The 21,911-nt window shown below is 57.9% G+C and carries 21 protein-coding genes; 9 read left to right on the top strand and 12 right to left on the bottom strand.

Features of this window, described 5'->3' with window-relative positions:
- Nucleotides 1–1,872, bottom strand: a complete 1,872-nt coding sequence (locus LRS40_RS04365) for an amidohydrolase (RefSeq protein ID WP_231313185.1) — start codon at nucleotides 1,870–1,872, stop codon at nucleotides 1–3.
- Nucleotides 1,873–2,111: 239 nt separating this feature from the next.
- On the opposite strand from LRS40_RS04365, the gene LRS40_RS04360 reads away from it, so the two are divergent.
- From LRS40_RS04360 to LRS40_RS04340, 5 genes are read left to right on the top strand one after another with little or no spacing between them, the layout of a single operon-like run.
- Nucleotides 2,112–2,804, top strand: coding sequence for a hydrolase (locus tag LRS40_RS04360; protein ID WP_142488058.1), 693 nt, complete (start codon nucleotides 2,112–2,114; stop codon nucleotides 2,802–2,804).
- 59 nt (nucleotides 2,805–2,863) lie between these two features.
- A complete protein-coding gene (locus tag LRS40_RS04355) occupies nucleotides 2,864–3,073 on the top strand; it encodes a DUF1427 family protein (RefSeq protein WP_032616311.1) in 210 nt (69 codons plus the stop codon).
- Complete coding sequence (locus tag LRS40_RS04350) at nucleotides 3,070–3,327, top strand: DUF1427 family protein (protein WP_142488059.1); 258 nt, start codon at nucleotides 3,070–3,072, stop codon at nucleotides 3,325–3,327. Before LRS40_RS04355 ends, LRS40_RS04350 begins: the two co-directional genes overlap by 4 nt.
- A 26-nt stretch (nucleotides 3,328–3,353) precedes the next feature.
- Nucleotides 3,354–3,722, top strand: coding sequence for a response regulator transcription factor (locus LRS40_RS04345; protein ID WP_142488060.1), 369 nt, complete (start codon nucleotides 3,354–3,356; stop codon nucleotides 3,720–3,722).
- 56 nt (nucleotides 3,723–3,778) lie between these two features.
- Nucleotides 3,779–9,382, top strand: coding sequence for an ATP-binding sensor histidine kinase (locus tag LRS40_RS04340; RefSeq protein ID WP_231313184.1), 5,604 nt, complete (start codon nucleotides 3,779–3,781; stop codon nucleotides 9,380–9,382).
- A gap of 9 nt (nucleotides 9,383–9,391) precedes the next feature.
- Here LRS40_RS04340 and LRS40_RS04335 read toward each other — a convergent pair whose 3' ends face one another.
- The 6 genes from LRS40_RS04335 to LRS40_RS04310 all read right to left on the bottom strand — a co-directional run bounded on the left by LRS40_RS04335 (nucleotide 9,392) and on the right by LRS40_RS04310 (nucleotide 13,173).
- Nucleotides 9,392–9,991, bottom strand: coding sequence for a response regulator transcription factor (locus tag LRS40_RS04335; RefSeq protein WP_231313183.1), 600 nt, complete (start codon nucleotides 9,989–9,991; stop codon nucleotides 9,392–9,394).
- 289 nt (nucleotides 9,992–10,280) lie between these two features.
- Nucleotides 10,281–10,856, bottom strand: a complete 576-nt coding sequence (locus LRS40_RS04330) for a PIN domain-containing protein (protein ID WP_142488063.1) — start codon at nucleotides 10,854–10,856, stop codon at nucleotides 10,281–10,283.
- Nucleotides 10,856–11,317, bottom strand: coding sequence for a helix-turn-helix domain-containing protein (locus tag LRS40_RS04325; protein ID WP_106995644.1), 462 nt, complete (start codon nucleotides 11,315–11,317; stop codon nucleotides 10,856–10,858). The genes LRS40_RS04330 and LRS40_RS04325 overlap by 1 nt, the downstream gene beginning before the upstream one ends.
- A 155-nt stretch (nucleotides 11,318–11,472) precedes the next feature.
- Complete coding sequence (locus tag LRS40_RS04320; protein WP_231313181.1) at nucleotides 11,473–11,859, bottom strand: VOC family protein; 387 nt, start codon at nucleotides 11,857–11,859, stop codon at nucleotides 11,473–11,475.
- Nucleotide 11,860: 1 nt separating this feature from the next.
- A complete protein-coding gene (locus LRS40_RS04315) occupies nucleotides 11,861–13,018 on the bottom strand; it encodes an MFS transporter (protein WP_231313180.1) in 1,158 nt (385 codons plus the stop codon).
- Nucleotides 13,015–13,173 (bottom strand): hypothetical protein, encoded by a 159-nt coding sequence (locus LRS40_RS04310; RefSeq protein WP_156262813.1) that lies wholly within the window; start codon nucleotides 13,171–13,173, stop codon nucleotides 13,015–13,017. Before LRS40_RS04310 ends, LRS40_RS04315 begins: the two co-directional genes overlap by 4 nt.
- A 98-nt stretch (nucleotides 13,174–13,271) precedes the next feature.
- Here LRS40_RS04310 and LRS40_RS04305 point away from each other — a divergent pair, with 98 nt between their 5' ends.
- Entirely contained in the window at nucleotides 13,272–14,042 is a 771-nt protein-coding gene (locus LRS40_RS04305) for a DeoR/GlpR family DNA-binding transcription regulator (protein ID WP_156262814.1), read from the top strand.
- Here LRS40_RS04305 and LRS40_RS04300 read toward each other — a convergent pair.
- Nucleotides 14,039–14,335 carry an SH3 domain-containing protein gene (locus LRS40_RS04300; protein WP_231313179.1) on the bottom strand — a complete coding sequence of 99 codons (297 nt, stop codon included), beginning with the start codon at nucleotides 14,333–14,335 and terminating at the stop codon, nucleotides 14,039–14,041. The two genes, LRS40_RS04305 and LRS40_RS04300, sit on opposite strands and share 4 nt — an antisense overlap.
- 206 nt (nucleotides 14,336–14,541) lie before the next feature.
- Here LRS40_RS04300 and LRS40_RS04295 point away from each other — a divergent pair, with 206 nt between their 5' ends.
- Nucleotides 14,542–15,663: a cupin domain-containing protein gene (locus LRS40_RS04295; RefSeq protein ID WP_231313178.1), complete on the top strand. Its 1,122-nt coding sequence runs from the start codon at nucleotides 14,542–14,544 to the stop codon at nucleotides 15,661–15,663.
- 51 nt (nucleotides 15,664–15,714) lie between these two features.
- Here LRS40_RS04295 and LRS40_RS04290 read toward each other — a convergent pair whose 3' ends face one another.
- The 4 genes from LRS40_RS04290 to LRS40_RS04275 all read right to left on the bottom strand — a co-directional run bounded on the left by LRS40_RS04290 (nucleotide 15,715) and on the right by LRS40_RS04275 (nucleotide 20,251).
- Nucleotides 15,715–16,374 carry a hypothetical protein gene (locus LRS40_RS04290; protein ID WP_231313177.1) on the bottom strand — a complete coding sequence of 220 codons (660 nt, stop codon included), beginning with the start codon at nucleotides 16,372–16,374 and terminating at the stop codon, nucleotides 15,715–15,717.
- 29 nt (nucleotides 16,375–16,403) lie between these two features.
- A complete protein-coding gene (locus tag LRS40_RS04285) occupies nucleotides 16,404–18,356 on the bottom strand; it encodes a DUF262 domain-containing protein (protein WP_231313176.1) in 1,953 nt (650 codons plus the stop codon).
- Nucleotides 18,346–19,680, bottom strand: a complete 1,335-nt coding sequence (locus LRS40_RS04280; protein ID WP_231313175.1) for a DUF262 domain-containing protein — start codon at nucleotides 19,678–19,680, stop codon at nucleotides 18,346–18,348. The genes LRS40_RS04285 and LRS40_RS04280 overlap by 11 nt, the downstream gene beginning before the upstream one ends.
- Nucleotides 19,681–20,065: 385 nt before the next feature.
- Nucleotides 20,066–20,251: a DUF2767 domain-containing protein gene (locus LRS40_RS04275; protein ID WP_142488072.1), complete on the bottom strand. Its 186-nt coding sequence runs from the start codon at nucleotides 20,249–20,251 to the stop codon at nucleotides 20,066–20,068.
- 212 nt (nucleotides 20,252–20,463) lie between these two features.
- On the opposite strand from LRS40_RS04275, the gene LRS40_RS04270 reads away from it, so the two are divergent.
- Nucleotides 20,464–20,697 carry a DUF2171 domain-containing protein gene (locus LRS40_RS04270; protein WP_106995659.1) on the top strand — a complete coding sequence of 78 codons (234 nt, stop codon included), beginning with the start codon at nucleotides 20,464–20,466 and terminating at the stop codon, nucleotides 20,695–20,697.
- A gap of 147 nt (nucleotides 20,698–20,844) precedes the next feature.
- Nucleotides 20,845–21,825 (top strand): helix-turn-helix domain-containing protein, encoded by a 981-nt coding sequence (locus LRS40_RS04265; RefSeq protein WP_142488073.1) that lies wholly within the window; start codon nucleotides 20,845–20,847, stop codon nucleotides 21,823–21,825.
- Nucleotides 21,826–21,911: the final 86 nt, after the last annotated feature.

Below are 21,911 nucleotides of genomic sequence, written 5' to 3'. Positions count from 1 at the left end.
TCAGAACGCGAAGCAGCTGCAGCCCAGCGCTCCCCAGAAGGCGTTATCGTCGGCCACCGGCATCTCTGCCGTGCGGGCGAAATCGTGCGCGTGGTTATGCACTCCGCACGGGCCGCTACAGTGGTGCATAGTGTTAATCCCCACGCGGGCGGCCTGCGGTGGCGCGCTGCGGTAGTGACCCGGCACCTTGACCACCGGCGACCACTCCGGCAGGACCGGGATGGCAGGCGGCGCCAGCGGGCCGAAGCTGCCTGCGGCGTAAACGATGTTGCCGTCCACCACCGTCAGCACCGACTCGATGCCTTTAATTTCCTCTTCCGGCACGCGGAAGAAGTCTTTGCTCAGCACCGCGAGATCCGCGAGCTGGCCCTTTTTGATCTGACTTTTCTGGCTCTGCTCGTTGGAGAACCACGCGCTGCCCTGGGTCCAGAGCATCAGGGCGGTGTCGCGATCCAGACGGGCGCTGTGATCGTACATCTGCATCCCGCCGACGGTACGGCCCGAGACTAGCCAGTAGAGCGCGGTCCACGGGTTGTAGCTCGCCACGCGGGTGGCGTCGGTGCCCAGACCTACCGGCACGCCGGTCTCCAGCATGCGGGTAACCGGCGGGGTGTGGCGCACCGCTTCCATCCCGTAGCGCTCGGCGAAGTACTCGCCCTGGAAGGCCATACGGTGCTGCACGGCGATGCCGCCGCCCAGGGCCTTGATGCGGTCGATGTTGCGCTGGGTAACGGTCTCGGCGTGGTCAAAGAACCAGTGCAGGCCGTCGAACGGGATCTCGCGGTTGACCTTCTCGAAGACGTCCAGCATCCGGCTGATGGACTCGTCGTAGGTGGCGTGGAGGCGGAACGGCCAGTGATGCTCCACCAGATGGCGCACCACGCGCTCCAGCTCGTCCTCCATGCCGGGAGCCAGATCCGGGCGCGGCTCGAGGAAATCTTCGAAGTCGGCGGCGGAGAAGACCAGCATCTCGCCCGCGCCGTTATGGCGGAAGAAGTCAGTGCCCTGGCCCGGCTTGAGCATGTCGGTCCACTTCTCGAAGTCTTCCAGCTCGTGACCAGGGCGCTGGGTAAAGAGGTTGTAGGCGATGCGGATCGTCATCTGCTTTTTCTCGTGCAGCTCGGCGATCACCTCGTAGTCTTCCGGGTAGTTCTGGAAACCACCGCCCGCATCAATGGCGCTGGTTAAGCCCAGACGGTTCAGCTCGCGCATAAACTGGCGGGTGGAGTTCACCTGCTGCTCCAGGGGCAGTTTTGGCCCTTTGGCGAGGGTGGCGTAGAGGATCATGGCGTTCGGACGGGCGATCAGCATCCCGGTCGGGTTGCCGTTAGCGTCGCGCTGGATCTCGCCGCCCGGCGGGTTCGGCGTGTCTTTGGTGTAACCGACGACCTTCAGCGCCGCGCGGTTGAGCAGGGCGCGGTCGTACAGGTGCAGAATAAACACCGGAGTATCCGGCGCGGCGGCATTGATCTCGTCCAGGGTCGGCATCCGGCGCTCGGCGAACTGGAACTCGTTCCAGCCGCCCACCACGCGTACCCACTGGGGTGACGGGGTGCGCAGGGCCTGCTCTTTCAGCATCCGCAGGGCGTCGGCCAGCGAGGGAACGCCTTCCCAGCGCAGTTCGAGATTGTAGTTCAGCCCGCCGCGGATCAGGTGCAGGTGCGAGTCGTTCAGGCCGGGGATAGCGGTGTGGCCTTTCAGATCCACGACTTTAGTGGCGTCGTCGTGGTACTGCATTACTTCCGCAGCGGTGCCTACGGCAAGGAATTTGCCGTCGCGCACGGCGACCGCTTCGGCGAGAGGATTTTCACGATCGACGGTATGAAACTGGCCATTCACCAGAATCAAATCTGCTTTAGCAGAGGAAGTCATAACTGCTCCTGACTGAGAGAGGGGAAATGTCAGGATTATTGGAACCGGTTACCGGAAAAAACCAGTTATACAATGGGATAGCTATACCAAAGTATAACTATACCTGCGTATAACTATACGAAAGGTTAATTATACAAAGAGATAATTACGCCAGGGCGAAGAGTCATCCAGGATACAGGCATCGCATCGTCGCAGTGTTCCGCGACGGATTTCACCTGTTCACCTCACTGGATACCATTATGTCTAACTCAAAACTCGAAGTGTTAACCCCCGATAACTGTCAGATGATCTTTATCGACCAGCAGCCGCAGATGGCGTTTGGCGTGCAGTCTATCGATCGTCAGGTGCTGAAAAACAACGTGGTAGGGCTGGCGAAAGCGGCCAAAGTGTTCAACATCCCGACCATCATTACCACCGTTGAAACCCAGAGCTTCTCCGGCAACACCTTCCCGGAGCTGCTGGACGTCTTCCCGGGCCAGGACATTCTTGAGCGTACCTCCATGAACTCCTGGGATGACCAGAAAGTGCGTGACGCCCTGAAGGCCAACGGCAAGAAGAAAGTGGTGGTTTCCGGCCTGTGGACCGAAGTGTGCAACAACACCTTCGCCCTGTGCGCAATGCTGGAAGGCGACTACGAGATCTACATGGTGGCGGACGCCTCCGGCGGCACCTCGAAAGAGGCCCACGACTTCGCCATGCAGCGCATGATCCAGGCCGGCGTGATCCCGGTAACCTGGCAGCAGGTGCTGCTGGAGTGGCAGCGCGACTGGGCGCACAAAGAGACCTACAACGCGGTAATGGATATCGTGCGTGAGCACTCCGGTGCCTACGGCATGGGCGTGGATTACGCCTACACCATGGTGCACAAAGCCCCGTCTCGCCAGAAGAGCGAGCACGAAACCCTGGCGCCCGTTCCGGCCCCGGTTCGCTAAGTTTTCAGCGGCAGGCTGGGCCCTCATCCGGCCTGCTGCTGACCTCTCTGGAGTCCATCATGAGTACTGGGTTAATTTCCCTCGCGGCAGGCGTGTTAATCGGCCTGCTGTACGCGCTGCTGAAAGTCCGCTCTCCCGCCCCGCCCGCGCTGGCATTGATTGGCCTGCTGGGGATGCTGGCTGGCGAACAGGCCACCCGCCATTTTCTGCATGCTGACGACACCGCGCAAAAGGCGCCCGTCACCCTCTCCACAGGAGCCTCGTCATGAAAGCCTGGGTCGTTTCACTGAGCTGTGGAATTCTGGCAGGGGTGATTTATGCCGCAATTGATGTACACTCGCCCGCGCCGCCGGTTGTCGCCCTGTTGGGGCTGTTTGGCATGCTGGTGGGGGAACAGCTGATCCCGATTGGCCGCCGCCTGTTCAGCCGTCAGCTGACGATGGCGTGGTTTCGTCACGAATGCGTCCCCAAAATCAGCGGCACTGCACCTCCGGCCCGTCCCGGCGACGGTAGCGAGGGTTAATCACCTTTAGTTTGAGGAACACGAGCATGCCGCAGCGCATAGCCATCATTGATGATGAACGGTCTGTCCGCAGCGGTTTAAGCAACCTGCTGCAGTCGGAGGGGTATGCCACAGAGGCCTTCGACTCGGCGGAAGTGTTTCTCAGCCACCCTACCGCGCTGGCAGAGGTCGCGCTGGTGATTGCCGACATCCGCCTGCGGGGGATGAACGGACTCGAGATGCTCGACAAACTGCGCCTTATCGCCCCCTCGCCGCCGCCGCTTATTTTTATCTCCGGTCATGCGGATGACAACATCCAGCGCTACGCTGTTGATCACGGCGCTGTTGCTTTTTTGCGCAAGCCGATTAATGTCGATGTGCTGCTGGCGCACATTCAACGCGCGCTCGCCACCTGACAACACCTGCAAACCAATCCCACGAGAACCATTAACGAAGAAAAAAAGGAACGTGGATGACCAATACATCGCTGCCTGCTCGCTGGCCTGCCCCCGAAAATTTAGCGGAAGGGCGGGCTTTTGTGCTTAAAGAAGACGTCATTTTTACCCCGCTGGGGCAGGAGGGGAGCCTCTGCTGGCTGAATGCCCGCCTGCCCAGCTCCGGCGGGTCGTTTATCATCGCCACCGGGGTGAGCGATGAAGAAGAGGCCAGCGCAACGCGCCTGCTGCGCAACGAGTTTGCCCTGCGGGAGTACCTGAGCGACGACTGGGCCATCCGCCCGGTGGCCAGCACGCAGTACCACGGGCGCTTTGCACTGGTTTATGCCCCCTTTTCGTTTGTGCTGCTGACGCGAATTGTCGGCGCGCCGATGGCCTGCATCCAGAGCTTTCTTGAGCTGGCGATCCGCATCAGCCTGCCCCTGCGCCTGATGCATCTGCGCAACCTGGTGCACGGGGATATCAAGCCCGGCAATATCTTTATTCACGAGGACAACCGCTGTCGGCTGGGGGGCTTTGGCCTGTCGTCCGGCACCTCGGAAGAGATCCTGCAATCCCGGCTGGCGGTGGTGGGCGGTACTCCCGCCTACATGTCGCCGGAGCACACCACCCGCACCCATCGCTCGGTGGATAACCGCAGCGATCTCTACAGCCTCGGGGTGGTGCTCTACGAGCTGCTCACCGGCAGCCTGCCGTTTGAGCTGGGCGGCGAGGATCAGGGCAAGTGGGCGCACTATCACATTGCCTCCGAGCCCCGCGCCCCTGGCGCGGTGTGTCCCGGCGTGCCCGCCATGCTGTCGACCATCGTTCTCAAGCTGCTGGCGAAAAAACCGGAGAACCGCTATCAGACCGTGGATGGCCTGATTGCCGATCTGCGTCGTTGCCAGGCGACCCTGAGCGACGACGGGGAGATCGCCGCCTTTACCCCCGGTTTACAGGATCGCTCTCCGGCGTTTCATCTTACCGACACCCTTTATACCGCCCATCCCCAGGCGGCGGAGCTGCTTCACGCCTTTGAGCGGGTCAATCGCGATGCCATCGCCGGATTCGTGGCGATTAGCGGCCCGTCGGGGATCGGCAAATCGTCACTGATCGCCTCGGGGCTGAAGGCCCTGCAACACCGCAGCGTGCTGCTGGCGGTGGGCAAGGTGGATCAGTTTTCCCCCACGCTGCCTTATGCGGCGCTGACCTCGGCGTTTCGTAACCTGGTGCTGCATCTGCTGGGGCTGCCGGCGGAGGAGGTGGCCCAGTGGAAGGTTCGCCTGTCCCGCGAGCTGGAGGGCTACGAAGCTTTAGCCGTCAGCCTGGTGCCGGAGCTGCGGCTGCTGCTGGATAACAAGCCGCGCTTCTCCAGCGATACCTTCTCCATCGACGCCCAGGCGCGCTTCAGCCACATGGTGCTGGCGCTGGTGAAAGCCTTCGCCAGCGCGGGCTGCCCGCTGGTGCTGCTGCTGGACGATATCCACTGGATCGACCCCGCCAGCCTGCAAATTCTGGAATACCTGCTGATCCACGCCAGCGCCGTGCCGCTGCTGATGGTGGTGGCGCACCGGGATGCCTGCTCGCTGCCGGACAGCGCCCTGCATCACCAGCTGGCGAATATGCACTTGGCCTCGCGCAACACTACCGAGCTGCGCCCGGAGCCGCTGTCGGTGAAAGCGGTGTCGCGCTGGCTGGGGAACATCTTCCATACCCGCTCGGCCAGCACCCTCGATCTGGCCGGGCTGATCCACGAAAAAACCGGCGGCAACCCGCTGTTTGTGCATGAATTTTTTCGCCGCATCGTCGATGACGGGCTGGTGATGCACAACAAATATCAGGATAAGTGGCACTACGATCTGCACGCCATCCGCACCCGGCACTACACCGAAAACGTGGTCACGCTGGTGTTGCAGCAGCTGGAGGAGATGCCGGACGACACCCGGCGGCTGCTGGGCAGCATCGCCTGCCTCGGCGGCAGCGGCGAGCTGGAGATGGTCTGCCGGGTGGTGGCGATGTCGGTGGCGGAGATCCGCTATGCCCTGCATCCGGCGGTAACGGCGCAGCTGATCACGCTCAGCGCCGACAGCTATGCCTTTACCCATGACCGGGTTCAGGAGGCAGCCTTCGCCCTGCTGGATAATGCCGAGCGCAGCCGTCTGCACCTCACCACCGCCAGCCTGCTGGCGGAGTCGGCCCGTCAGGCGGCGGGCAACGAGATCTTGTTCCGCGCCGTGCATCACGTCACGGCGGCGCTGGACTGCATTCAACCTGCCCCCCAGCGCCAGATGTTCCGCGAGCTGAGCCTGTTGGCGGCCCGCCGCGCCCGCCGTTCGGGGGATTACCTCTCGGCCCTGAGCTATATCCAGACCGCCCGCGCGCTGGGTAACGCCGGTGCGCTGCCGGAGAGCGCCAGCGACTTCACGCTGGACAGCGAGGAGGCCGGGTGCCAGTTCGCGCTGGGCAATCTCGATGCCACCCGCCGACTCTGCGACCGCATTCTCAGCTCCCCCGGCGGGCTGGCGGAAAAAGCGCTGGCGGCCAACCTGCTGGCCGAAGTTTATATGCGCCAGTCCGACAACCGGCTGGCGCTGGAGGCGGCCCTGAGCTGGCTGGCGGTGTTTGGCATTCACGTCAGCCGCTACCCGGAGGCCGCCGAGTGCGACGAGGCCTGGCACAGCCTGTGCAACCGCGTCGGCGATAACCCGCAGGGCCATTTTGCCGGGCTGCCGCGGATGACCGACGGCGACACCGAAGCGGTGATGAACCTGCTCAACAGCGCCAGCCTGTTTGCCAGCTTTACCAGCTCGCGCCTGCATTTCATCCTGCTGTGCCGGATGATGCACCTGACCCTGGATCACGGCATTACCGGCGCGTCGGCCCCGGCGATGGCGTGGTTCGGGGTGCTGATCGGCCACCGTTACGCCGAATATCGCCTCGGCTTCCAGTACGGCACCCTGGCCCGGGAGCTGGTCAACCGCCACGGCTACGACGCCTTTGAGGCCAAAACCCTGCTGCCGCTGGATCAGCTCAGCGTCTGGACCCAGCCGCTGGGCTACACCATCGAGTGCGCCAAGGCCTGCTTCACCTCCGCCGTGACCCACGGGGACATGACGGTGGCCTGCTTTGCCGCCTGTCATCAGGTGATCAACTTCCTCACCCGGGGCGATCATCTCGACGGGGTACTGACCAGCATCGAGCGCGGGCTGGCCTTCGTGCGCAAAACCCATTACCAGGACGTGGAGGCGATCCTGCTGATGCAGCGCCACTACGTGGAGCACCTGCGCACCCCGGTGAGCGGCCACTGGAGCGCCAGCGAGGTGTTGCCGCACTCCCTGCTGCCGGTCGCCCCGGAGCAGGCCACGGAGCAGACCTCCACCATGCTGTTCTGGTTCTGGCTCTATCGCGGCATGGCCCACTTCGCCTGCGGCGAATTCCCGCAGGCGGCAGATAACCTCGCCCAGGCCGGGCGGTTTGCCTGGTCCGCCCCCGGCCATATTCATCTCCTGGATTACCATCTTTACAGCGCCCTGACGCTCTCGCAGCAGCTGACCCCGGAGACCTTTTCCGCCGAGCTGCGCCGTCAGATCCACCTTCACTATGACAAAATCGCCCTCTGGGCGCGGATCAACCCGGGCACCTTTGCCGATAAAGAGGCGCTGATCTACGCCGAGATCGTGCGGCTGGACGGCATGAACAGCATCGCCCTCGAGCAGTACGAGAAGGCGGTGCGCCTGTCGCGCGACGGCGGTTTTAACCCGTTCAACGCCCTGGCCCATGAGCTGGCCGGGCGCTTCGCCCACGCCTGCGGCTACACCACCGCCGCCGATGCCCATTTCCGCGGGGCGATGACCGCCTGGGGACGGGCCGGAGCGTGGTCCAAGGTGCGCCAGCTGGAGCTGGATTTCCCCTTCCTGCTGGCCCCCGGACAGGCCAACGCCTGGGACACGGTGGCCTTTGCCCGCAACGAGGAGATCCGCGATCTGCAGAGCGTGATCAAGGCCTCGCGCGCCCTGTCGGAGGAGATCAATCTCGAACGGCTGATCGAAACCCTGATGACCATCCTGCTGGAGCGGGCCGGCGCCCAGCGCGGCTTTTTGATCCGGGTGAATGACAACAACATTCCGGAGATCGAGGCCAGCGCCAGCACCACCACCGACGGGGTGCGGGTGCAGATCCGCAAAGAGGTGCCGATGGCCACCGACATGCCGCTGACGGTGCTGGCGGCGGTGATCCGCACCGGGCAGGAGATCCACACCGGGAAGCCGGAGGAGTTCCACCCCTTCAGCCAGGACCCGTATCTGGTGACCTCCGGGGCGGCGGTGATGTGCGTCCCGATGTTCAAGCAGGCGCGGCTGGTGGGGGTGCTCTATCTGGAGAACCGCCTGATGCCGGAGGTCTTTACCGTGGAACACTCCCGGGTGGTGAGCCTGTTGGGCGCGCATGCCGCCATCTCGCTGGAGACCGCCCGGCTCTATGCCGAGCTGCTGGAAGAGAACCTCCAGCGTCGTCGGGTCGAGAAAGAGCTACGGGCCAGCCAGACCTCGCTGATGCTGGGAGAGCAGATCAGCCACACCGGCAGCTGGCGCTGGGAGCTGGAGCAGGATCTGATGTTTATGTCGGAAGAGTACGCCCGCATCCTCGGCCTGCCGGAGAAGCAGAAGATGATCTCGATGGCCGAGTTCCTGACCTTTGTGCATCCCGATGACTATCCGCGCATCAGCACCCTGGTAACCGAGAGCGTGCGCGACGGCCTGACCATGCGCGCCGAGTTCCGCATTATCCGCGCCGACGGTGCCACCCGCACCATTCTGGGGATTGGCGATCCGGTAGGCGTGGGCAGCGAAGTGAACGAGTATTACGGCATCATCACCGACATCACCACCCAGCGGACGGCGGAAGACGCGATGCGCGTGGCCCAGACCGAGCTGGCCCGCGTGGCGCGCGCCACCACCGTCGGGCAGCTCACTTCGTCCATCGCCCATGAGATCAACCAGCCGCTGATGTCGATTGTCGCCAACGCCGGGGCCAGCCTGCGCTGGCTCAATCGCGATCCGGCCCGGCTGGACAAGGCCCGCATCGGGCTGGAGGAGATTGTCTCCGAGGGGGAGCGGGCAGGGGAGATCATCCGCAGCCTGCAATCCCTCACCCGCAGGCAGGATCCAACCTTCGCCCGCATCGATCTGCACCATCTGGTGCGACACATCATCACCCTGTCGCGCAGCGAGCTGGAGCAGCGGCGCATCAGCGTCAGCTATGACCTGGCGGCGGCAGACAGCTTTATCGTGGGGGACAGCGTGCAGATCCAGCAGGTGCTGCTGAACCTGGTGATGAACGCGGTAGAGGCGATGGCGGAGATCAAGGATCGCCCTGGCAGCCTGGTGCTGTCGACGTCGAACCCGGAGCGCGGGGGCATTACTTTTGAAATGGCCGACAGCGGCACCGGCATCGGGCCGGGGATGAGCGAGCGCATCTTTGACTCGTTCTACTCCACCAAAGCCCAGGGGATGGGGGTGGGGCTGACCATCAGCTACACGATTATTGAGCGCCACCGGGGTAAGCTGACGGCCCGCAACCGCGAGCCGCACGGCTGTATCTTTGCCTTTACCCTGCCGCTGGCGACGAGCGTGGAGCCGCTCTGACGGCAGGCTTCAGGTCAGGCGCCCGGCGGCCCTGACCAGATCCGCCAGCGAGCGGGCCTGCATTTTGTCCATCACCCGTCGGCGGTGCACTTTGACGGTGATCTCACTCACCCCCAGCTCGGCGGCGATCTGCTTGTTCAGCATCCCGCTGATCGCCAGCTGTAACACTTGCTGCTCGCGCGGGGTGAGGGAGAGATGGCGCTGCCTGAGGGAGTACTGCTCGCGCAGGTGCGAGGCGTTCTCTTCCGCCTGCTTCAGCGCTGCGCTAATGGAGTCGATCAGATCGTTCGACGCCACCGGCTTGGTGAGGAACTCATACGCGCCGCCCTTCATCGCCTTCACTGACATAGGGATGGTGCCGTGGCCGGTGAGGTAGATAATCGGGATCTCGCGCCCGCTGGCCTTCAGGGTATCCGCCACCTCAAACCCGCTGATGGTGGGCATCTGCATATCGAGGATCACGCAGGAGGGCACATCTTCAAAGCTGTGTTGCAGAAAAGATTCTGCCGAAGAGAAGTCGAGGGCGTTCAGCCCGGCGGACTCCAGCAGCCCGACCACGGACCGCCTGACAGCGTGATCATCATCAACGACGTAAACAATGTGTTCCATTAATAGCCCTAATGATTCAGCCTGACAGAGATGAGAGGATTTTCGCTCAGCGTGAAAACCACCTCCCTGATGTTCAAGCGGTTATGGTGGCAGCTTTCGAACGCAACTACTCTAACACATTAATTATCATTATCATTTAACAATATGATAACTGTATGAAAGCGAGGGGTGAGTATTCAAAACCACTTTTCACATTGGGTAAGCGTAGGTCAGAAATGGTCAAATTGTCGTCAATTGAGAAGGGGAGAGTGATAAACGCAGCGGGTTCAGGCGCCTGCCGAAAAAAGGGCTAAATCATTACTCTGTATTTTTCCAGCTCAGTCACTGTTTTCGGCAAGCCCAGTTGCAGCAGGCCTTGCAAAAATTGGTCTGGGTTGAGGGGAGGATGACGCAGGTGCGATCGCTGCATTCTCACCGCCTCGAGAACCAGCGCATGGTTCAGGTCAAAAAGGTCTGATAAGAACTCATCCGGGTGGAGCGCTTCAACATCAAATTCAGCCAGGTTTCCGCCGGGAAAATCGACAAGATTGTAGGTTACAATCACTTCGGAATCCGAACGAATCGCCGCGGCAAGCACATGCCTGTCATCCTGATCCGGCAGGCTAAGGCCATCAATAATACTCTCATACCCTGATACGCAGGCGTCGCCGAAGGCTTTATTCATTAGCATTTCGGTGCGCTTCAGCTGGTCTGCGGTGATATCAGGGCGATTAATAAGCAGATTACGCTGCCATTCATCGTGTATCTGAGTAGTCCATTTGGGCTGATATAAGCCAGTCTTCCCAATGTGCATGAGAAGATCCCGCAGCATTGATGGGTATAGCACGCAGGCATCAAGAACGACGGGATAGGGTGAGTGTGTCATCAGTAAAATCCAAGCTCCTGACTTTGTTCCGCCAGCTCGCGAAGGGCTTGTATGCTTTCTGCATCACGCTGATCTTTGTACTTCATCAAGTCTGCAAAAAGAATGCGGCGATGACGGCCAGTTTTATGGAAAGGTAGCTTTCCTTCCTCCAGAAGTTTCACCATATGTGGGCGCGAAACGTTCAGGATGTTGGCAGCTTCCTGCGTCGTTAATTCAGCATGCACGGGCACAACCTGGACGGCATTGCCCGCAGCCAGTTCACCGAGGATACTCATCAGAAGCGTCAGAGAAGAGGTTGGAAGCTCTATTTGATGGGTCACATCCTGTGCATCCTGAATCGTAATTTTCTGCGTTTCCTGCTTTGTGGACAGAAACGTAGCAAGCTCCCTTTGTCCGCGTACAGCTGCCTCAATCTCCTTTGGAGCCGGTAACGTAAGGCTGTTCAGAAGTGAGTTTGTCATTTCAGTGTTCCAGTTAGTGTCGAGTTTCAGGTTTAGGGTGAGTAAAAGTACACCATAGAGAACAGTAATCGAAACAAACGAAAAACACAACAAACGAAATAAACGAAAAGCCCCGCATTGCGGAGCTTTTACTTCAGATAGTATTCAGTAGGTGATCACTCCCCCACCAGCTCAATACGGTTCCCGTCCGGATCCGCAATCACCGCCTCATAATAGCCGTCGCCGGTCATTCGCGGGGAGCTTAACAGCGTGTGAGTTAGCCGTGCCTGCTCCGCCATCCGATCCACATCCGCTTTGCTACCGACGCTCAGGGCGATATGCGCCCAGCCGACAAACTCCGCGTGCGGTGGTGACCCGGCCAGCGCCGGGACGGTCATCAGCTCGATGGTCGGGCCGTCGCTGAGGGTCATAAAGTGCGACGCAAACCCCGGGCGGTTTTTACTCAGGTAGCGTTCGTTGCGGCGTGCGCCAAACACCGTCTCCCAGAAGTGAACCTGGGCGTCGAGGTTGTGGGTCCAGAGTGCGACATGTGCAATATTCATATTATCCCTCGCTGCGGGCGGGTTGGTTAGCGGTGACGGTTACGGACAGCGCCGCGACGACCAGCATCAGCAGCATAATGACCATAAACGCCTGGGTTAGAGAGGTGGCGTGCGCCACATAGCCGATAATCGCGGGTCCGGCGAGCACGCCGAGATAGCCCAGAGTAGTAATGGCCGGCACGGCGACCGCCTGCGGCATGCGGGTCTGACGGCCAACGGCGGAGAACATCACCGGTACGATATTGGCGCAGCCGGCACCCACCAGCACGTAGCCCAGCAGCGACAGCTGCCACAGCGGCATAAAGATCACCAGCGCAAAGCCAATAGCGGCCACGATCGCGCCGCCCACCACGGCGCGCAGGGCGCCGGTGCGGGCGATCAGCTTGTCGCCGGTTAAGCGGAAAATCGTCATCGCCACCGCAAAGCAGGTGAAGCCCAGCCCGCCCAGCGACTCCGGCACGCCGCGCACTTCGGTCAGGAATACCGCGCTCCAGTCCAGCACCGTCCCTTCGGCGAGGAATACCGCAAAGCAGATGGCGCCAATCAGCAGCACCACGCCGCGCGGAACAGCAAACGCCGGGCCGGAGGCGGGGTTAGCCCACGGCAGCAGCCCTTTCAGGCTGAAGGCCAGCATCAGGATAACGCTCAGGATGATAATCAGGCAGGCGACAAAGGCGCTGGCCCCGAGGGTCAGGAGCAGGGTCATCGCCCCCGCCCCCGCGATGCCGCCGACGCTGTACATGCCGTGGAAGCCGGACATCACCGGCGTGGGCGAATCGCGTTCGACAATGATCGCCTGAATGTTCATGGCGCAGTCCGTCACGCCGACGCCGACGCCGAATAGCAGCAGGGCGGCGGCCAGCAGGCGCGGATCCGGAATAATCGCCAGCAGGGGCGTGGTGAGCAGCACGAGCGCCATCGCGGTGACAATCACCCGACGGCAGCCGTAGCGGCTGGTCAGCATCCCGGTAAGCGGCATCGCGATCAGTGCCCCCATCCCCAGGCACAGCAGCAGCGAGCCGAGCGTGGCCTCGTTAACGCCGGTATTGGCTTTGGCATAGGGCACCAGCACCGCCCAGGTGGCGGTGACGTAGCCGGCAATAAAAAAGACGATCCGGGTGGCAAGCCGCTGAACGGCTCCGGTGGTCTGCTGGGTCATTTCACATCCTTATAAGGTTTCAGTGACGGGGAGGCGGGCGTTTTGTGCTGCACCTTCTCCCCGGCGCGCGCATGTGAGGTCACAGGTTCAAACAGGAAGCCGTCATGGGGTTTGGTGGCGGGTACCTGCTGACGGTAACTATCATAGTATTTCATCGTGACGCTCCGGTTTCGGGCCTGGTGGATTGACAGAGCGCGCCGTCATGCAACATTATGCGCATTGTTGCTCGATTCAAATCCAGAGAAGATAATTTATGCTCGATTATGCAGCTTTCCCGGAACAACGACAAGATCTGATCCGCCAGATCCTGCAGGAAAATGGCAGGGTAGTGTGCGCCGAACTGGCGACCCGGATGCAGGTGTCGGAACATACCATTCGCCGGGATTTACATGAGCTTAGCAAAGAGGGGTTCTGTAAGAAGGTCTACGGTGGGGCAGTATTGCAGCTGGCGGATGCCGGAAACTTCTACAGCCGCGAGCAAAAAAATCACGCAAAAAAAATCACGATCGCGCAGAAAGCGGCAACCCTGATCAAAGCAGGCAGCTGTATTTTTATTGATACCGGCACCACCAACCTCGCGCTGGCGAAGGCCCTGCCGCCGGATCTGGCGATCACCGTGGTGACCAACTCCCCGGCCATCGCCGCCGAGCTGCTGCGTCATCCTCTGTGCGAGGTGATCATCACCGGCGGACAGATCCAGCGCAGCTCCGGCGGCGCGGTGGGGGCCACGGCGGCGAGCCAGATCCAGGGGATTATTTTCGATCAGGCGTTTATCGGCGGCTGCGCGATGGATCCGGGGATGGGGCTGACCGGGTTCGACTTCGCCGACTGCGAGTTCAAAAAAGCGGTGATCGGCCAGAGCAGCCAGACCATTGTGGCGCTCACCACCGATAAAATCCCCGGCGTGGCGCGCTTTGTGGTGGCGAAAAGCAGCGATATCGACGTGCTGGTGGTAGAGGCGAGCCTGGATAACGAGGCGATCGCGGCCTTTACGGCACAGGATGTGCGGGTGATCAGCGCCTAACGCACCTCAAACACCACTGCCGTCCAGCTGACCCTGGTGCAGGGCGGAAACTCGGGGCAGGGGTCGATTCGGCTACAGGCCCCTGACCAGATAAAGGTGTCGTCATCAATCCGGTACCAGTGCGGATTGCCCTGTACCGCATCGCCCACCACCGCCGCCTGCACGCTGATGCGGCTCCCCGCGGGCAGCGCGTGGGCCACAGGCGCAAACACGGACGGGCTCTCTTTGCGCGTGCAGACCTCCATCAGGGTCTTCACATGGGCAGAAACGGGAAGTTCGATGAACGGGCTCATGGCAGGCCTCATAACAGTGCACTCTTTGTGATTAACGATATAAGTCGCTCTGTAACGCGCGCTCACGATAAAGCGTGAAACTGTCAGGCGGTGTCATGCGAAAGGCTGAATGCCGCAGATTTCATCCCCGCTTGACCCACGACAAGGCAGCCTGGCCCGGCCTCTTTCTATAATCAGGCCCGTTTGTCTTTTCACTGGTGCTAACCATGGCGTATCAACTCAACCTGAACTGGCCGGAATTTTTAGAAAAATACTGGCAAAAGAAACCTGTCGTTTTAAAGAACGCCCTGCCCAATTTTATCGATCCTATCAGCCCCGACGAGCTGGCAGGGCTGGCTATGGAGCCGGAAGTGGACAGTCGCCTGGTCAGCCATAAAGAGGGTAAATGGCATGCCAGCAACGGTCCGTTCGAGCACTTCGATGGCTTAGGCGAAACCGGCTGGTCGCTGCTGGCGCAGGCGGTCAACCACTGGCACGCACCGGCTGCCGAGCTGGTACGTCCGTTCCGCGTGCTGCCGGACTGGCGTCTGGACGATCTGATGATCTCCTTCTCCGTGCCGGGCGGCGGCGTGGGCCCGCATATCGACCAGTACGATGTGTTTATCATCCAGGGGATGGGGAGCCGCCGCTGGCGCGTGGGGGACAAACTGCCGATGCGCCAGTTCTGCCCGCATCCGGCGCTGCTGCATGTCGATCCGTTCGAGCCGATCATCGATGAAGATCTGGCCCCGGGCGACATCCTCTACATTCCGCCTGGATTCCCGCACGACGGCTTTACCCACGAGACGGCGCTGAACTACTCGGTAGGCTTCCGTGGCCCGAACGGCCGGGATCTGATCAGCAGCTTTGCCGATTACGCCCTGGAAAACGATCTGGGTGGGGAGCACTACAGCGATCCGGATCTGACCTGTCGCGAACACCCGGGCCGGGTGGAAGAGTACGAGCTCGAGCGGCTGCGTAAGATGATGATCGATATGATCAGCCAGCCGGACACCTTTAAGCAGTGGTTTGGCAGCTTTATCTCCACCCCGCGCCACGAGCTGGATATCGCCCCTGCCGAGCCGGAGTATGCCCCGGAAGAGGTGCTCGACGCGCTGCTGGGCGGCGAAACCCTGACTCGCCTGAGCGGGCTGCGGGTGCTGAATATCGGCGGCAGTTTCTTTATCAACAGCGAGCAGCTGGAGACGGTGGACGCGGCGGCGGCGGATGCGCTGTGCCGCTACACCGAGCTGGGCCAGGCGGAGCTGGGCGCTGCCCTGCAAAACCCGGCGTTTGTGGAAGAGCTGACCGGGCTGATTAACCAGGGCTACTGGTTCTTTGACGAGTGATTATAGAAAGCCTGCGTCGGGAGTCTGGCCGACGCAGTCTAGTTACTGCAATTAATCGTCATAACCCCATCGGGTTCTCAGAGTGCGTATAAATGCATCTGCGCGTAGCGCACGCCCGTCCGGGCCGACCAGAGCGACGGAGCCTTCCGGTAAACCGAAGAGTGATTCAATCGTATTTCTGATACTTCCCACACGCGCATCGCCGCGGGCTGCTCGCAGGCGACCTTTCTTTCCGGGTGGAGTGGCGTTGACTGTATCCACATCTTCTGGATCCTCTTCTTCAAAGTCATCCTCTCCTTCGGGCTCAGTAAGGTCGTCTTCAGCTTCTAATAGCTTCCAGTCGCCGTTCTCCATCACCCATGCGACACCGTCCTGGAGATGATAAAGCGGAGTGCCATATGACGAGGGAATCTCATCACTAAAACGAGATTCACTCTCTTTTTTATAGCGAACGGCATCGCCAAACGCGTTCAGAATCTCTTCTTTACCGTCCACAATCAAAAAAACAGACCAACAATGGCGCATAAAATTTACGCTGGCGGTCATGTACTGGTAAATCGTGCAGCGCGGGTGGGGTGAACAGCGAGCCAGTGCAGAAAGCACAGGGCCGACGAAATCGTTAAGTGATATGCCCGATTTATCCAGCATGTCCATATCAATTTCGATGGTGGGCAGTGCCCCTTTGCTGGTTTGTAATTTAAGTAATGTCACTGTATGCAGCTCCTTTTTTCTTCGCGTTGTTAGTGCCGGTAGAGCAGAACATTTATCATCATATTTTTATGATGAAGGATATTTTTCACTGCCAGGGGACCCCAATGGTCGTAACTCATCATGAACACCTGCTTCAGGCTTTCGACGCTTGTACTCTCCTCGTAGTGCTCTTTTTTTGCTAAAGGAGAATAGTTGCTTAACTTTGAATTATTGCTGTGGCTGATAAGACAAAGATTGCCAAAATTATCGACGCCTTCGCTTAAATCTTTAGATTTTTCAAGCGGCAGCGCATTGCCCTGAGGATGCTGTGGCCAGTAATGTTCCACTGAGGTTCTGAAGGTAAACGCGAAGCCCTCGAGCCTCTTCTGGATATATGCCATATTCACGCCAGAAAAAGATCGTTTATTTTTAAGGTTTAACCACAGCAGATAATCAAGGCGGTTAAAGATATAGTTTTGTACTGCGGTGCCTCTGTGCAGCGGGGCTTCGTCGAGGGTCGCCGGGAAGCAGATAGGCGCATTTTCCAACACGTCGAAGCGATAGGTATGCTCGTTTGCAGTGCCCATTAATCGCTCGAGCAAGAAATGATTTGCTAAATTTTCCAGATAATTGAGATAGTCCCGACCATTCACATTGAGCTGGTCGGGAGCTGCGTATTTATTCAGCCAAAATAATGCGCCGTTTAACCAGTGTTTGTAGATTTGCGCCGGAAACGAAACGTGGAACATGGATAACAACATGATCAGATTGTCATTAAGGGGAATATTTTGCTCACGTACTGACGCTTTTTCCGGCGAGGGGAAGGCGCTTATATAACTGAAGCTTTTTTGATAGCGCGTTAGAGCTTGCAGGCTCCAGGCATTATCATGCTTGCGCTTAATAATATAGTTATCAAATAGCATCCGGCATCTTAATAACTGCATTATAAATTGCCGGGGATCAGGGTTGTTTGCGATGAACGTATCCAGCAGGCGCTTATCGTCCAGAGGGGTGTCGGGCCACGTAAGACGGAGCACCTGCAACAGAAAATTGGGGAAAGTAATGACCGAACCAAAGGTGCCAGGATGTTCTTCATCAGATTCGTGTTTACTGGCAGGCTCCGGGAGATTGCCCCTTGGGTGGAAGATAATATCGTGCAGGGTACGGTTTTCGTCGTTTTTATCGCGCTCCAGGCGTGGGGACTGGAGGGTGTCAAAATCTTGCGGGATCCTATCCCAGTTGTGGCCAAACCACTGATCCCGCAGCGAGTGATGCACACCTAATTGCACATAACGTTGCATATTGGCGCAGGCATCCCAGAGGATAGAAAACACGGCGCGTTCACTATTGCTGGCACTTTCCCCCAATTTGTCCATCAACCGGGCTTTGAGGATTTCGTGTTTTTCTAACTGCTCCCCACGGTTATTCATAATCTCAAAATAATGATTCAAATCGGTATCAGCAGGAACAGTTACACGTAAAACGACGACGTTTTCCAGGAGAAAGCGAAGGAAGGCCTGCCGATCGATATCTTTTTTGGCAATGAAACTCACCATAATGCGCCAGGCTTGAGCGATCATGGGTTCCACATTCTTTTCATCGGCGGGAATGTCACCCATTTCAAACAAGCTCTTCAACGTCGCATCTGATTCGTCCCGGCAGTCAAAATGAAGATTAAGTTTCACAATGTCGGGTAAGCGTAAATAAAACGCATTTTTCATCACCGCAAGCAAAATGCTGAGCGTGGTATATCGTTGCTGCCCATCGATCGTTTCAAAACGGCCAGCACCTTTTTCCGCAACGACCAGACTACCAATAAAATACTGGTTATCTCCCCGGTTTATCTGGGCAACATCCCATATATCCTGAATTAATTGCTCAATCTCTTCCTGGCCCCATGCGTAATTACGTTGATAAATCGGTATCGTATAATGACCATTTCGGAAGAGTTGGCCAACCGTCAGCGCCGCCACGTCCTTTTGCGCAGATGAGTTATCTAACATAGCCTTTCTCTTTTAATGTACTGGTAAGAAGATCAACTTTCGTTCCTTTAATATCATCGATATAGATGATGGGAACGAGGTAAATGAGAACATCGCCTGGCTGATGTGCCAGCTTTATCCTGCGTAGCAACCCCTGTGAACTAAGAGCTGCATTCTCGATCGTTTCCACCGTTATACGGTGATGCTGGAGGCGAAGCCGGTAGCTCCATGCAAAACAAACTTCAGCGACTTTTTCGAGTTCTTCATCGCCAAACCTGTCGTGATAGTAGAACAACGCACAGTTGAACAGGTTACGCACATAGCGATCGCCGATGCGGGTGGCACCTTCATACCGGGTCAGAATGTTCAGCAGGGCATTAACAGGGGAGGATTGAGGGTGAAACAGCGATTCATACAGCGAACCGTAATGATCTATATATTCAAAAAAGCGTTTCCCATTAATCAGGTACTGATCGATCTGGAAGGGAAACAGCATTTTCTCCCCATTTATCTGGCGTTGGGGATCCCGGTTAAAGTCATCCATCAGCTTGTCTAATGTGACCAGGTTTGTCGCGTAGCGCCAGCTATTCTTGTTGGCAGAAACCCCTTTAAAAATATGGATCTGACTTTTTGTCAGAGCGTGGCCAGGCTCACCATTTGCCCAGCATCGTAGGGGGTAAAGGGTTTTACTCATTAACTGATCGAGGTTTGGACGAGCAAAGCGATCCTTTTTAGGTTTGACATCGTTTTCCCAGGTTTTGACGCAACGCTGCCGTTCTTCTGGGGTGTTTTCATCCATCTCTCGTAAATGAAAGGCCTTAAGCAGATCGTAGGCTTCAAGCGGTTTGCCACGAGCATTTTGCGAATCGAAGAACTGAAATGCTTCGCTGAGATTATCTAATGTCACGCAGATCAGTTCGCAACTGTGAAGGAGATAATGATAAATACTCTTTTGATCTTCGGTGGATACCTGGCTCAGACGACGACGAATAAGCTCGACATTTTTTTCGACATTATGCTGTGTAATGCTGTTATTGAAGGCGTGGCGCAGTAGTGAAGGTGAACAATACTCTTGTTTTTCATCAAGCAGTGCGCACAGGAGGCTCAAAGTCAGTAACCGTTGCTGACCATCAACGATCTCTTCTGCTGGACTGTTGTGCCTGTTTTTATACGACACAATGGTTCCTAGCCGGTACCGTGATTGATGTCGGTGCTGAATGATATCTTCAAGGAGTTGATTTACGTGAAACTCACGCCACTTATAGGGGCGCTGGTAATCAGGGATAGAAAGAGATTTTTCCAGAGCCTCTTTTACCGTGACTATATTTTTACTCAGAATGGCCATAGTAATAACTGTAAGGAAATAGTGGAAGGAAGGTTTTTTTTGATAGTCTAATAGATATCATAAAGAAGATAAATCTACTGATTTTTATAGCGTTTTTGAACGTTACATCACATCAGGTTTTTTTTCATTCTCAACTATTTCGGTTTCGCATGATCTTATTAATTCTATAAAACAGATAGCTATTGATATGTTCGGGGAAGGTTAAAACTGAGGCGTTTATGCTCTGCACGGATTGATTTATGAACAGCGCCCTAACGTCGAAAATATACACAAAACGTTTCTTCGATATCGACTGTTTTATCGGCTTCTGCACGCGCTATGGCATTGACTACCGCCTCCCGCTAATAGTTGTGCGGCGCGGGGCCGAAGCCCCACGCCGTCATCTTTACGCCGCGAGGATGTGACAGGCTTTCCAGTAATCAAGAAGGCGCTCGTCATTAGGTTCGCGCTCGGCTTTACTTTTCATGGCCCGTGCCAGATTCTCTCTCGACACCTCCTGGCCTTTTTGTACAACATCTAAAACCGCTTCACCAAGAGCCAGGGATATTTCGGTACGATTGGCTTCTACCATATATGCCTCCGTGTTGAGTGCGTCAGGGTAATTATGCGGCATAACACCGGGTCTGGAATATTTCTCAGTCCATTCTTATATATTTCACTCAGGGCATAAACACGCAGCGGGAATAATGTTTCGAAATGCTAATGAAGCGGTAAATAACGGATTTATGGTCTACAGTTAGTTTCGTATCACAACGCGCAAACACATGATGAGGAGAATTAACCATGGTAAACAAGAGTGAAATCAAGGAACATGCTCCGGTTGTTGCAAGCTGCGGTCACCATGTCGGCACGGTTGACCATCTTGACGGCGAGCGTATTAAGCTGGCGAAAAACGATTCCGAATCTGGCGGCAAACACCATTATATCCCGCTGGAATGGGTCGATAAAATTGACGGCAATAAAGTGGTGCTGAATAAAAATCATGAAGAGACGTTTGCCAGCTGGCAAGAGGCGTAATTCTCTGACGATCCACTTTATTAATATTTGGCTCTGGCGTTTCGCCGGAGCTTAATATTGATGCTAAGGCGGCAATTTTACCTGCATTGCCGCCGCGCTAAAGGAGTGATACTGTTTTATTTTTAATAGCTTCCTCCAGGCGCAGGCATGTCCAACACAAGGCTCCATAATCCGACCGCTGCAACGAAAAAAACCTTTTCCGTGGCAGACTTTAAGGTATTTGGCGAGCGCTACGGCATTGACTACCGCTTTCCCCTGCTGACCGATACCTGTGCCAACACCAGCCCCGTGCTGCACGGTGATGTCGAAGAGATGACCCTCCCGTCCGGCATTTCGTTAACCCATTCCGACGTGCGCGTGCTGCAACCCTATGAAACTACCTCCCGCCACAGTAGCCCGCTGTACGTGCTGGTGGTGCTGGAAGGCTGTGTGACCCTGACCCTCAGCGGCGAAGTTTACGCGGTACGGCCCGGGATGGCGTTCAGCGCAAGGCTGAGCGAGCAGCAGGCGATGTCTGCCCGTCATGACGCCGATATCGCCCTGAAAACCCTCTCCTTTGGCGTTTACCCCGACGATGCCCGCCGCGAAAGTCTGCTCGCCTCCCTGCTGGATCAGTGGGAGAAGCTCAACGCGCCCACCTTTGTCTGGCAGGTGCCGGATTTTGTGCTGGCCGGTATTCAGCATGCCCGACAGCGCGAGCGAAGCAGCCTGTCGCGCCAGCTGTTGCTGGAAGGGGTGATGTATCAGCTGCTGGGCCATGGCCTGCACCTGCGGGAGCAGCAGGGCACGGCACTGGCGGGCGCGTCCGGCGGGGAGCACGCCCGGCTGGAGCAGATCCGCCACCTGCTGGCACAGGCTCCGGAGCAGGACTACACCCTCGCCCAGCTGGCGGCCCGGGCGGCGATGAGCCCCAGCAGCCTGCGGAGCAAGTTTCGCCAGGCCTACGGCTGCACGGTGTTCGACTACCTGCGCGACTGCCGCCTCGGGCTGGCGCGCCGCTATCTGCTGGAAGGCCACAGCGTGCAGCAGGCGGCATGGATGTCGGGCTATCAGCACGCCACCAACTTCGCCACCGCATTTCGTCGTCGCTACGGCGTCTGCCCCGGCGCTGTGCGCAGCGACCGTTAATCCGCTTTTCCCCGATCGCCAACGCCATTTGTGCGGTTTGGCATTGCGCATACGTACTCTGGCGGCGCGCATAGCTATCTTCGAAA

Origin of the sequence: Leclercia sp. G3L (genome assembly GCF_021117075.1) — a bacterium.
Classification (GTDB): Bacteria; Pseudomonadota; Gammaproteobacteria; order Enterobacterales; family Enterobacteriaceae; genus Enterobacter; species Enterobacter adecarboxylatus_C.
The sequence above is the reverse complement of the archived record's forward strand: the minus strand, read 5'-3'. Positions and strand labels throughout refer to the sequence as shown.